Origin of the sequence: Novosphingobium sp., assembly GCF_037133355.1 — a bacterium.
Classification (GTDB): domain Bacteria; phylum Pseudomonadota; class Alphaproteobacteria; order Sphingomonadales; family Sphingomonadaceae; genus Novosphingobium.
Window position 1 is genome coordinate 141,954 of the sequence record NZ_JBAXOI010000005.1, and the last position, 12,268, is coordinate 154,221.

The following is a 12,268-nucleotide window of genomic DNA, read 5'->3' on the forward strand; positions in this document are numbered from 1 at the left end:
AGCATGCTGCAGCGCACCAAGAGGAATCCCATGCCCGGCGGATTAGTTGCCCTTCTCGACGATATCGCCACCATTGCCAAACTGGCCGCAGCCTCGATCGATGATATCGGCGCGGCGGCGGGCAAGGCGGGGATCAAGTCGGCCGGCGTCGTGGTCGATGATGCTGCGGTCACCCCGCGCTATGTCACCGGCTTCACGCCCGACCGCGAACTGCCGATCATCTGGCGGATCGCCCGGGGCTCGCTGTTCAACAAGCTCGTCGTCATTACCCCGGCCATCCTCGCGCTCTCGGTGCTGCTGCCCGCTGCGATCACCCCGATCCTCATGGCGGGCGGCGCGTTCCTGTGCTTCGAGGGCGCCGAGAAGATCATCCACGCGCTGACCCACAAGGAAGACCTTGCCGAGGAGGTCGAGGAACTCGCCGAGCCGGATCATGAAGACACCATGATCAAGGGCGCGATCCGCACCGATTTCATCCTCTCGGGCGAGATCATGGTCATCGCGCTCAATGAAGTGGCGGCCGAAGGCCTCGCCCTGCGCGCCGCCGCGCTCGTTGTCGTCGCCATCGCGATCACTGCGGCGGTCTACGGCGTCGTCGGCCTCATCGTGAAGATGGACGATATCGGCCTCAACCTCGCCAAGCGCAAACTCGGCGCCACCCGCGCGCTTGGCCGGGCGCTGGTGCAGGCCATGCCCAAGGTCCTCTCCGCCCTGGCCATGATCGGCACCGCCGCGATGCTCTGGGTCGGCGGCCAGATCATCGTCCACAGCGCGGGCGCGCACCCCGCCGAATGGCTTGGCCTGCACCACGGCTTTGCCGCATGGCTGGCGGACGTCGCACTCTGCGGCCTCATCGGCCTTGCGCTGGGCGCAGTGATCGCCGGCGCGCTGCACTTGCTGAAACCCGCCAAGGCGCACTGACCGAAAAGATCCTCCCCATTTTTGCCGCAGGCACAAACGGGCAGGTGGCCCGCCGCAGGTGGGTCGGAGGGATAAAAACGCCCCGACTCACCGCCACAGCCGCTACCACCGCCCATTGCACGCCCCCCGTTCGCCTCTATGCTCCCCGCCCGAGAGGAGCAAAATCATGGCCTACGGCACCTACAAACTGCTCCGCGTCGAGCAGAGCGGCGCGCTTGTTACCGCCGTCGTCGATGCCCCGCCGATCAACATCATCACCGCAGACCTGTTCGGCGAACTCGCCGCGCTCGCCATCGAACTCGAAGCCGATCCCACCGCGCTCGTCTTCGTCCTCAAGAGCGCTGATCCCGATTTCTTCCTCGCCCATTTCGATGTCGCGCTGCTGGTCGCCATGGCCGATTCGCCTTCCGCATCGGCCGGCGACGTCAACACCTACCATGAGATGTGCAACCGCTTTCAGCGCATGGACAAGGTCACCATCGCCCAGATCGAAGGCCGCATCGGCGGCGGCGGGGCCGAGCTTTCAATGAGCTTCGACATGCGCTTCGGCGTGCTCGGCAAGACGGTGATCAACCAGATGGAAGTGCCCATCGGCATCCTCCCCGGCGGCACCGGCACCCAGCGCCTCCCCCGCCTGATCGGCCGCGCCCGCGCCATCGAAGTGATCCTCGGCGCGGGCGATCTCAATGCCGAAACCGCCGAAAAATGGGGCTGGCTCAACCGCGCCCTCCCCGCCGACCAGATCGAAGCCTACGTTTCCGCACTGGCGAGCCGCATCGCCAGCTTCCCGCCAGAGGCCGTGCGCATCGCCAAGCAATCGATCGAAGCTTCCGCGCTGCCGCTGGACGAGGGTTGCCGCATCGAATCCGGCCTGTTCCAGACGCTACTGTTCAGCGACACCGCCCGCACAAAAATGCGCCGCTTCCTCGAGCTGGGCGGGCAGACGCGGGAGGCGGAACTGCGGGTTACGGAATTGAGCGCGGAGGTGGCGGCGGCGGTGTGAGTCCCAGCAGACATAGCGATTGCGTAAGATCGCACATGTCACCGGGGCGCCTTACTGGGGTAGAGCTACTTCGAGCGTCTCGCGAGTAAAACCACGTACCTCGCGACCCTCAGCAAAGACAGCGCTACGACCGGTAACGAATGCGGAGAACACACCCACCGCCACAGCAGTTCCCACTGTAGCGCCGGTGTTTCCAGTTCCTTCTTGGCGGGTCGTACCAGTCAAAGCGATCGTGCGACCGTTGGGCAAATCAAGCGAGCGCATCGTGATTTCCATCTTGGCGGATTTACCAAACGCACCTTTGCCCGTGCGGTAAGAGATGTAGCCAGTGCCAGGCGTTCCCTTTGGTAGTACGATGAAATTGCCGATCATCACGTCTTGCGCGAGCGCGACGCGAAACGTCTCACCTTCCTTCATTCGCTTCGAGCTTACTTCCTGAGACAGGCGCAACAGCAGTTCGGTATTCGCAGGCAAGGTTGTGACGTTGCCAGTTGGTGCCGTAACCGCTCGCGCTGTTATTGCAGCGGCCTTGGCAGGTGCGGCCACTGCCACGACTGGAACTTGCGGAGATATCGGAGCCGATTGCGATTGCTGTGCATTTGCAGAGCTCGACAAGACCGCGGCCAAAGCCGCGAAAGAATAGCGAATCATTGGGAGCCCCGCGTTTAATCCATTTTGAACCCATCTCCGGTTTCGGCTTGTGCCGACGCCAAGTCAACGCCCGATGTGTCGCAACACTAGTTGGTGAGGGCAGATGTGAGCCGCTATCGGGCTATAGTGTTATAGATTGCAGTGACGCGAGATAGCAGTGACACCAGCAATATCCCTCGGACATTCGCCTCCCGCACATCGGACTGCGCTCCTCAAGCACCTCAGATCAGCTTGCCGCACCTCAACGCCAGAACCCGGACCGATCATATAAATAACAGACGTGTCTGTTATTTAAAAACCACTGTCCTACACGCAGGGTGGTCAGGCATGATCCCTTCATGCCCCGCGAATCCAACGCAAATGCGCCATTTCTTGCCCCGGCCGGGTGTGCCGGAAGGGAACACTCGGGGCCTCGCAGTTTTCGCTCAGGACTGTGTCAACCGTGTCAACCTGTCCCGCACCGGGACTGCTCAACTCCGCACCAACCGCCCCGGCCGCGCGCCCGTATCGGCATCATTTTCGCGGATCATCACGCCGTTGCAGAACGTAGCGCGGTAGCCCTTCACCGGCTGCATCAGGCGGGTGCCGCCCGCCGGCAGATCGTGGTGGGCAACGTGCGGGGAGACGGTAAGCCCCTCATAATCGATCACGTTGATATCCGCGCGCTTGCCCGGTTGCAGCAGGCCGCGATCGCCGAAGCCATAGAGCGCCGCGTTGCGGGCGGTCTGTTTGTGGACGAGGAACTCGAGCGGCAGCGTCGGGCCGGTCTTGCGGTCGCGCGTCCAGTAGCTGAGCTGGGTAGTGGGCATCGTCGCATCGCAGATCAGCGTCACGTGGGCGCCCGCATCGCTGAGGCCGGTCACCGTATCGGGGTGGCGCAGCATTTCCTCGAGCACGGCGAGGCTTCTGGGCTGGTTGTCGCGCGTCAGCGCCTGGAAGCTGCGGCCCTCGTCCTCGAGCATGGCATCGTAGAGATATTCCAGCGCGTCGCGCCCCTCGGCCTTGGCCTTGGCGCCGATCGAAGCGGACTTTTCGGCCTCCAGATTGATCGGCTCGGTCAGCGGATAGAGGCTCGCCGCGCCCCGGCGAAACAGGCCGTAGACGTTCTGCATCGAGCCGGGTGCCTCGTGCGGCACGTCGCGTTCGGACAGGATCTGCCGTTTGATTTCGGGGTCACGCATCGCCTGCACGCGCTCGGCCAGCGGCAGGTGCGCGAGCTTCTCGAGGTAGGTCGGCCGGCGCATGAAGGCGTGATAGCTGCTGAGGCCGTGGATGAAGCCGATGATGCGCGAGGGGACCTGGGGAAAGAGGTGCGCGCCGTCCGCATTGGCCTCGCGGCAGCGGTCCAGCATCTGCCGCCACAGATCAGGCGCGTATTCGCGGATCTCGACCAGCGTGAAGGTCAGCGGCCGGCCGCTTTCCTCCGAGATGCGCCGGAACAGCTCCAGCTCGGCCAGCGGTTCGCTGCGTTCGCCGCCGAGCGCCTCAAGCTTGCCGACGGTGCCCGCCGGGATCGCCTCGATCACGCCTTTGCCGAGCTTCTTGAAACGCCGCGCTATGGCGAGGAGTTCCTCTTCAGGCGCGAACGTGCCAGGCACCGGCTCGCCCCACAGTGCGCGGTGGCCGATGGTGCGCGAAGTGGAAAAACCCACCGCGCCCGCAGCAATCGCTTCCTCGACGAGATCGGCCATCCGCTCGATCTCCTCGGGGTTCGCATCCTCGTTGGTCCGCCCCCGCTCGCCCATCGCGTAGTAGCGCACCGCGCCGTGCGCGATCTGCGCGCCAACGTCGATCGCGTATTCGCGGGAGGCGATGTAGTCCATGTACTCGGGGAAGCTCTCCCAGCGCCCCCATTCGATGCCTTCGTAGAGCGCGGTGCCGGGGATGTCCTCCACCCCCTCCATCAGCTCGATCAGTTCCTTTTCCTGCCCCGGCCGGACCGGCGCGAAACCGACGCCGCAATTGCCCATGACGACGGTGGTGACGCCGTTGTGCGAGGAGGGGGCGAGTTCGTCATCCCAGCTGACCTGGCCGTCATAATGCGTGTGGATGTCGACCCAGCCCGGGGTGACGATATGGCCCTCGGCGTCGATCTCGCGGGCAGCGTTGCCGGCAATCTTTGGTCCGACTTCGGTGATCACCCCGTCCTTGAACGCGATGTCGCCGACATAGGGCGCGGCGCCCGAACCATCGACGATCTTGCCGCCACGGATGATCACGTCATGCATAAAGCTCTCCCCTCGGACTTCCTTTGCGCCGAGGATAGGGCAAAGCGAGAGCCCACGCGCCCAGCAAAAGTGCTCAGCGCACCACCTCGCCGCCCTTCATCACATGAGCGACGCGCTCGAGAATGGTCACATCCGCAGTGGGATCGCCCTCAACCGCGATCATGTCGGCATAGTGCCCGGGCGAGAGCGCGCCGACATCCTTGCTCCAGTTCAGCAGCGCCGCCGCGCTGGTGGTGGCTGCCTGGATCGCCTGCATCGGCGTCATCCCGTAGCGCACCATGTAGGCGAACTGGCGCGCGTTCTGGCCATGCGGATAGACCCCGGCATCGGTCCCGAACGACAGCCGCACGCCGGCCTTTACAGCCTTCCGGAAGCCCTCGCGTTGCGCCTCGGTGGTCTCGTCGTTCTTGCGCAGGTAGTTTTCCGGCCATTTCTCGCGCCGGCCAACCTCGGCAATGTAATCGCCGTTATAGATATCCATGTCGAGCCAGACGCCCTTGGCCTTCGCGAGCGCGATGCCTTCGTCGTCGATCAGGCTGGCGTGCTCGATCGCGCGGACCCCGGCGCGGATGGCGGACTTGATCCCCTCGGCGCCATGGGCATGGGCCGTGACCCACGACTTGCGCGCGGTGGCGACCTCGACGGCGGCGCGCATCTCGTCCTCGGTCAGTTCCTGCTGTCCCGCCTCGGTGCCGGTGGCGAGCACCGCGCCGGTGGCGATCAGCTTGATCGAATCCGCGCCGTGCTGAAACAGGTAGTTGACCTTGATCCGAGCATCATCCGCCCCGCGCACCACGCCCGCGCGCATGTCCTCGGGCACGCGCACTTCGGGCGAAAAGCCGGTGACTTCGCCGCCCCCGCCGGGCACCGTGACATAGGCGCCGACCGCCTGCATGCGCGGACCCGCGACATCGCCGCGATTGATCGCATCGCGCAGTTCGACATCGGCAAAGGCGCGGAAAGACCCGACATCGTGGACCGTGGTGAAACCCGCCATGAGCGTTTCGCGGGCATGGCGGGCGCCAAGATAGGCGATCTCCATTGGCGAATGGAGCAGCGGCTCAGCAACATTCGCGGTTTGCCCCGTGTCCGCCAGATGGACGTGGCAATCGATCAGGCCGGGCAGCACGGTGAAGGCAGACCAGTCGACCAGTTTCGCGCCCTTGGGCACCGGACCATCGGGCAGGACCGCGGCCACCCGGCCATCCTCGACCCGCAGCAGGCGGGGGCCCAGCACCGCCCCGGCCTCTGGATCGACGAGGTGACCGGCGCGCACATACAGCGTTTCGGCATGGGCAGGCAGAGCGGCGGCAAGCCCGAGGGCTGCGGTTGCGGCGAGCAGAGTGCGGATCATGCGCAGCATCCTGCCCTATGCATTCCGCCTTGGCGAGGGGAAGAGTTCAGGACGCGGGGTTGTACTTCGTCAGAAAGGCCTCGAGCTTGTCGAGCCAGATCTGCATGTTGGTATCGCTGGAAAAGCCGTGGCCCTCCCCCTTGAGGGTGACGAGTTCATAGGGCTTGCCCGCCTTGGCAAGGGCATCGGCATAGAGCTTCGACTGCTTGTAGGGCACGCGCTGGTCTTCGTCGCCGTGGACGAGGAGCAGAGGCACCTGAAGCTTGTCGATCGCGTAGAGCGGGGAAACCGTGGTCAGGTCGAACTTGTCGTCCCCCTGCACGGTCTTGCGCCAGTCCTTGCGGTAACGCTTCGAGATCTTGAACGCGATCTGGTATTTCAGCTGGCGCTTGAGATCGGAGATGCCGGCAAAACTTGCCGCGCAGCGATAGCGCTCCGGATTGCGCACAGCGCCCCACAGCGCGGCATAACCGCCATAGGAGCTGCCGACGATGCAAACGCGCTTGGGGTCGATCGTGCCCTGCCTGGCCAGCCAGTCCATCCCGTCGTCGAGATCGTCCTGCATGGCGCGGCCCCACTGACCCTCGCCCTTCTCGTAGAACGACTTGCCATAGCCGCCAGAGCCGCGGAATTCGGGTTGGAGCACGGCATAGCCGCGATTGGCGAGGAACTGCACCTCGACATCGAAAGTGCCGTCATCGCGCACGTCATAGGGGCCGCCGTGGGGCAGGATGACGAGCGGCAGATTCTTCGCCTCGCGCCCTTTGGGCAAGGTGAGGTAGGTCGGAATCTCGAGCCCGTCGCGCGTCTTGTAGCTGGTGTAGCGCGTGGTGGTGAGCTGCGAGGTCTTCAGCTTGTCGTTGGTCTGCGCGAAGAGCTGCATGACCCCCGAGGCCTGATCGAACACATAGTAGCGCCCCGGATCGTTCGAACCGCCGAGATGCACCAGCATGCGCACGCGGTCACGCGAGTAGCTGACGATCGTGGCAGCACGGTCGCCCACCGCGCCGGCCACAGCCTTGTCGATGTTGGCCTGCACCTCGCCCAGCTCGGTATCGAACCAGTGCGCGCGCGGGCGGTCATCGGTATACCACGCGGCATAGAGGCTGGACCCGTCGGCCTTGGTGTCGAAATCGTCGATGTCGACCCCCGACGCCTCGTAGACCAGTTCGCCGCGCGTGCGGGTGGCGAAATTGAAGCGGTAAAGCGCATAATGCCCCGTCGCTTCGTTGAGCATCAGCCGGTAGCCGTCGTCGCTGCCCTGGTAGATGCGGAAGGCATCGAAGCCGGCGTCGTCGTCACCGATGTCGGCCTTGACCACGGTGCGGAAACTATCACCGTCCTTGGCGCGGTAGATCATTCGCCACTTGTTCTCGCCAAATTCGAATCCGGCGCGGACGACGCCCTTGTCGTCGGCATACCAGTCCCAGACCCCGGTGCGTTGGCCAACGACCTGCTTGGCCTTGTTCGTGCCAAGATCGATCATGGAGACGCTGGGATAGTCGTAGATCGTCTGCTGGAAGGCGAGCAGGATCGACTTGCCCTCCGGATCGATCCAAAGCACGTCGTCGCCCGTCAGCCCTTCGGTCTTGCCGCCGATGAAACGCTGTTCACCCGCGGCGATATCGTAAAGGATGAGCCGCGTCTGCCAGGCATCGTCGCCATCCCACGGCACGGTCTTGCCAACACTGAACAGCAGCCGGTCGTTGCCCGCCCAGCGGAACCAGTTGAGGTCGAGCGTCTCGCCCGTGTTGATCAGCTTGGTCTCTCCGGTCTCCGGACGAAAAATGCCGAGCAGGCGCCGGCCCTTCAGCGTCACATAGGCAGCAATGCGCACGCCATCGGGCGAGAGCCGGGGGCTGGTGATGAACGGCAGCTGCGAAAGGACGGTGGTGGGGATCTTTTCCGGCGGGCCGGCAGGGGCCGCAGGCGGAGCCGGTTTGGCCGGAGCGGGGGCCGGTGCTGGAGCCGATGAAGGGGGAGCGGAGGCTGCAGGCGGCTCTGCGGCCGCGACCGACGCGAACCCCAGGAGGGCTGCCGCGATGAGTCCCAGCATCGCATGCACCCTGCTGCCAATGCCCTTCGTGCCTTGCATGACGCCCCCACGATCCCCTTGAAGTACAGGAGGCTAGATCGCTTGGGGCGGGGGCTCAAGCCCACATTCCCGCAATTATGACCGGATCGGATGTGATCGCAGTCCGGATGCGACTACAGGGCTGCGGTGGCGATCCGCATCTCGATCATTGCCAGATCGGGCGCGGCGCGCACCGCGTGAGCCCGCGCTTCGGCAAGCTCACCCGCCAGCTCTGCCGCCAGCCCGGCACGGCGGGCGAGGCGAGCGGCATTGTCGAACGCAAGCCCCGGGCGCTTGGAGTAGGTCGTGAAAAGCGGGCCCGCGACCACTTGCCCGATCGCGGCCGGATCGCCGGGGCGGCCCAGGCGCGGCGCGAGTGCGGCGAGCGTGGCGGCGGGATCGGCATAGAAGCGCTCGGCATCGAGCGTGCAGGCGTTCGGCAGCACGTCGAGCGCGGCAGCGAAGGCGCGCATCTGCCAGAGCCAGAGCGCCGCCATACAGGCCGCATCGCTCGCGCCCGGCGATGCGGCGGCGAAGCGGACGGCAATCTCGCGCACCCAGCCGCGATGTTGCGTGCTGCGCAGAACGGCCAGCGCATAGTCCTCGAGGCCCAGGTGAAGGAAAACCGCCGGCGCCGCCGGGTCTGCCGCAGTGATCGCTGGAAGCAGCGCATTGACGGGCACATTGGCTTTGACCAGCGTCGGCCCGTCTGCCCCATATCGGCGGGCAAGCAGAGCCAGCACAAGACTGAGGCGCCCCGGATCGGGCGCAAAGGCCAGCTGGCGGAGCGCCATCGGCTCGCGCAGCACGAGGCCGCCGCCTAGCGCCTCCAGCGCACGGGCAAGCAGCGTCGACCCGCAATGCGCAACGTGGAAGATCCACGCGGTGGAGCGCGGCGGCGGGGCGGCTCCGGCCAGCGCGGCGAGCGAAACCAGCGCGGCCCCTTCCCCCGCCGGTGAGATCCGCGCGTCGAGGAAGATCGAACGGGCATAGGCCGCGCGGTCCATCGGCACGATCACCGCATCGCCGCCCTCAAAGGAATGAAGGTAGTGATCGGGCGAGGCGGCGATTTCGGCAGGGCTGAGCGGCATGGCGCGACCATAGCGGGCTTTGGGCGGATAAGGGAGAGTGGCCGGGCGCCGCGCCGCGCGCCCCTCCGGCTTGCGGGAGGTACTGAGGGTGGGTTAGGCCGCTGGTGGTGACCTCGATCGATCCTCCCGCGCCCGGACGCCCCTACGCGGTGCTCACGCCTGCGCCCGGCGAGGCGCTGGCGATGCTCGATCCTGCGCTGGTCGAGCCGGCCTACAAGGCGCATGGCGCGCTGCTCCTGCGCGGGTTCGGCGCCGATCTCGATGGCTTCCGCCACTTTGCCCGCAGCCTTTGCCCCACCGCCGTGATCAACGAGAGCCCGGGGCGCGCGGTGCTCGACGCAGGGCATGCGATCCAGGGCGTGGACGGCGGCACGAATGCCTTCGCGCTCCACCCCGAACTGGCGCGCGAGCCGTGGAAGCCCGATGCGGCACTGTTCGGCTGCCTAACCCCGCCGGGCACGGGCGGCGAGACCACGCTGTGCGACGGCATCGCGCTCACTGCCGCGCTGCCCGAAGCGGTGCGCAAGGGGCTGGAAGGGCGGCGACTGGTCTACATCATGGGCGTCTGGCCTGAACTGCTGCGTTTCTGGCTGGGTACCGATGCGCCGGACGACGCGCTGTTGGCAAACCCGCCGCGCCCCTGCCCCTACCGCTTCTGGCGCACGCCGGACGGCCGGATCGCGCGCGAGTTCTCGCGGCCCGCCCTGCACCGGCCGATGTTCGCCGATGCGCCCGCCTTCGGCAGTTTCCTGCTCTTCGCGCGGTTCAACAACGGGCGGAGCAACTTCCCGCTGCTCGACGACCTGACGCCTGTGCCGGAAGACTGGCTGCAAGCGATCCGCGCGGCGGGCGAGGCGCTGACCGCCGAAGTGCGCTGGCAAGCGGGCGACGTTCTTTTGCTCGACAACACCCGATTCCTGCATGGGCGGCGCGCGATTGCGGACGCGGGCGAGCGGCGGATCGCGACTTTCTTCGGCTATCTGCGCTTTGCCGTGCCCGATCCGGAGGAGATGCCAGATGCGCCGTGGAGGCGGGCGGATTTCCGGCCGCCGCAGCCGGCGATCAGTCGAGGCGGCACTTAAGAATAAACGCGTACTGACTCGGCTTGAATACTTATGTATTTCCTCAATCTGGCACAAACAGTGGCATCACATGGGCATGAAACTGTCATCTCGGTTCAATAGAAACTTGATAGATTATCGATTCAATGCGAGCCCAAAACCAATTTTCTAGAGGGACTACCATGAGCAAGATCTACAAGTTCACCGCTACCGGTACCAACGTTCAGCGGTACGAGTTCCAAGATGGCCACTGGAAGCCCGAAGATACACACCACAATCAGACAATCAGTATCGACCCGAGCAACCTAGACGTGAAGGTGACAACAACTTTCCAGACCTTCACGCAAGACGAGACCTTCAGCCTGACGCCGGAGACGAACGACGATCCCACATTCTATGTGCGGACCAGCAATGTGTTCACCGGCGGCAGCGGCGGCAGCGGTGGCGGTGGCGGCAGCGGTGGCGGCAGCGGTGGCGGCAGCGGTGGCGGCAGCGGTGGCGGCAGCGGTGGCGGCAGCGGCGACGACACCTACAAGTTCCTGATCGACGGCACGTCCGTCCAGCGCTTCGAATTCGACGATGGCGACTGGCACCCGGAAGACCTCCACCGAAACCAGACCGTCAGCGCCGATCCTGCGACCAATATCGTGACCATCACCTCCGCTTTCCCGATGTTCACCGAGGTCGAAACCTTCAGCCCGACCCTGTCGAAGACCGATGAGGATTGGCGCTATGTGCGGACAAGCCGTGTCTTTACCGCACTCGATGGCACTCCGCTGCCCACCGACCCGCGCGACGCCAGCCATGATCAGATCCTCACTGGAACCGACCAGAAGGATCAATTCGACGGCAGCATCGGCAATGACCACATGAGCGGCGGCAACGGCGACGACACGCTTAACGGCGGCGAAGGCGATGACGACCTGATCGGCGGCACCGGGAACGACATTATCGCCGGTGGCGCGGGCCTCGATGTGATCTCCGGTGATGCGGGCAACGACAAGCTTGGCGGCGGCGCAGACGACGATATGATTTCCGGCGGCGAAGGCAAGGATGCAATCGATGGCGGCGCGGGCAACGATTCGCTCGACGGAGGACCCGGCAGCGATTCGGTCAAAGGAGGAGTTGGCGACGACGATCTTACCGGCGGTGACGGCACGGACAGCCTGGTCGGCGGCGACGGCAACGACACTTTGCTGGGCGGTATTGGCAACGACAAGCTCGATGGCGGAAAGGGTAACGATATCATGCTGGCGGGCCAGGATGCCGGCGCAGACTCGCTCGGCGGGGGCGCGGGCGAGGACCTCGTCGACTATTCGGCCGCCAACACCGGCATGACGATCGACCTCAACAAGGGCGTAGCCGTCGGCACGACCACGGCCGCCGACTCGGGCACCGACAAGCTCTCCACCATCGAGGACGTGCTGGGCAGCGCGTTCGCCGACGTGATCATCGGCAGCAAGGGCGACAACCAGCTGAACGGTGGCGAAGGCAACGACACGATCACCGGCGGCAAAGGTGCCGACACCCTGACCGGCGGCGCGGGCAATGACACGTTCGCGTTCGTTGGGGTCTCAGACAGCGACCTCAAAAAGATCGATAACATCACCGACTTCGCTGCAGGTGCGGACAAGATCGACCTCTCGGCGATTGACGCGGTTAAAGGCGTTGGCGGCAGCGCCTTTACACTTTCTGATACCGTGCCCATCGAGGGCCATGCGGCAGGGATGGTGTGGTTCAATGCTGCAACGCACACGCTCTATGCTAGCGTCGACGACAACGCCAAGGCGGAGATCGCCATCACGCTGACCGGCGTGGACACGATTGCGGTTACTGATCTGGTACTTTGATGGGCAATGGCGGCGGGTATTGCGACCCGCCGCCT

The 12,268-nt window shown here is 65.1% G+C and carries 9 protein-coding genes; 4 read left to right on the forward strand and 5 right to left on the reverse strand.

Translation table 11 applies throughout. The features are described from left to right. Positions 1–30: 30 nt before the first annotated feature. Together WCL10_RS07260 and WCL10_RS07265 are read left to right on the forward strand one after the other, a co-directional pair. A complete protein-coding gene (locus WCL10_RS07260) occupies positions 31–921 on the forward strand; it encodes a DUF808 domain-containing protein (RefSeq protein ID WP_336895075.1) in 891 nt (296 codons plus the stop codon). A 166-nt stretch (positions 922–1,087) separates the two neighbouring features. Beyond that, a complete protein-coding gene (locus WCL10_RS07265; protein ID WP_336894975.1) occupies positions 1,088–1,924 on the forward strand; it encodes an enoyl-CoA hydratase/isomerase family protein in 837 nt (278 codons plus the stop codon). Between the two features lie 51 nt (positions 1,925–1,975). On the opposite strand, the gene WCL10_RS07270 is transcribed toward WCL10_RS07265, so the two are convergent. The 5 genes from WCL10_RS07270 to WCL10_RS07290 all read right to left on the reverse strand — a co-directional run bounded on the left by WCL10_RS07270 (position 1,976) and on the right by WCL10_RS07290 (position 9,322). Next, a complete protein-coding gene (locus WCL10_RS07270; RefSeq protein ID WP_336894976.1) occupies positions 1,976–2,476 on the reverse strand; it encodes a hypothetical protein in 501 nt (166 codons plus the stop codon). A 569-nt stretch (positions 2,477–3,045) separates the two neighbouring features. Continuing rightward, positions 3,046–4,803 carry an amidohydrolase family protein gene (locus tag WCL10_RS07275; RefSeq protein WP_336894977.1) on the reverse strand — a complete coding sequence of 586 codons (1,758 nt, stop codon included), beginning with the start codon at positions 4,801–4,803 and terminating at the stop codon, positions 3,046–3,048. A gap of 73 nt (positions 4,804–4,876) precedes the next feature. After that, the gene (locus WCL10_RS07280; RefSeq protein ID WP_336894978.1) at positions 4,877–6,157 is read right to left on the reverse strand and encodes an amidohydrolase family protein; all 1,281 of its coding nucleotides are present in this window, start codon (positions 6,155–6,157) and stop codon (positions 4,877–4,879) included. 46 nt (positions 6,158–6,203) lie between these two features. Next, entirely contained in the window at positions 6,204–8,213 is a 2,010-nt protein-coding gene (locus tag WCL10_RS07285) for a S9 family peptidase (RefSeq protein ID WP_336894979.1), read from the reverse strand. 152 nt (positions 8,214–8,365) lie between these two features. Beyond that, complete coding sequence (locus WCL10_RS07290) at positions 8,366–9,322, reverse strand: hypothetical protein (protein WP_336894980.1); 957 nt, start codon at positions 9,320–9,322, stop codon at positions 8,366–8,368. 107 nt (positions 9,323–9,429) lie between these two features. Here WCL10_RS07290 and WCL10_RS07295 point away from each other — a divergent pair, with 107 nt between their 5' ends. Further along, positions 9,430–10,404, forward strand: a complete 975-nt coding sequence (locus WCL10_RS07295) for a TauD/TfdA family dioxygenase (protein ID WP_336894981.1) — start codon at positions 9,430–9,432, stop codon at positions 10,402–10,404. 161 nt (positions 10,405–10,565) lie between these two features. Next, entirely contained in the window at positions 10,566–12,233 is a 1,668-nt protein-coding gene (locus WCL10_RS07300; RefSeq protein ID WP_336894982.1) for a calcium-binding protein, read from the forward strand. Positions 12,234–12,268 lie beyond the last annotated feature (35 nt).

Bases quoted from the DNA above. Each gene is read 5' to 3' on its own strand.
- WCL10_RS07285 (WP_336894979.1), bottom strand. From the start codon at position 8,213: ATGCTGGGACTCATCGCGGCAGCCCTCCTGGGGTTCGCGTCGGTCGCG.
- WCL10_RS07275 (WP_336894977.1), bottom strand. From the start codon at position 4,803: ATGCATGACGTGATCATCCGTGGCGGCAAGATCGTCGATGGTTCGGGC.
- WCL10_RS07300 (WP_336894982.1), top strand. From the start codon at position 10,566: ATGAGCAAGATCTACAAGTTCACCGCTACCGGTACCAACGTTCAGCGG.
- WCL10_RS07280 (WP_336894978.1), bottom strand. From the start codon at position 6,157: ATGATCCGCACTCTGCTCGCCGCAACCGCAGCCCTCGGGCTTGCCGCC.
- WCL10_RS07260 (WP_336895075.1), top strand. From the start codon at position 31: ATGCCCGGCGGATTAGTTGCCCTTCTCGACGATATCGCCACCATTGCC.
- WCL10_RS07265 (WP_336894975.1), top strand. From the start codon at position 1,088: ATGGCCTACGGCACCTACAAACTGCTCCGCGTCGAGCAGAGCGGCGCG.
- WCL10_RS07290 (WP_336894980.1), bottom strand. From the start codon at position 9,322: ATGCCGCTCAGCCCTGCCGAAATCGCCGCCTCGCCCGATCACTACCTT.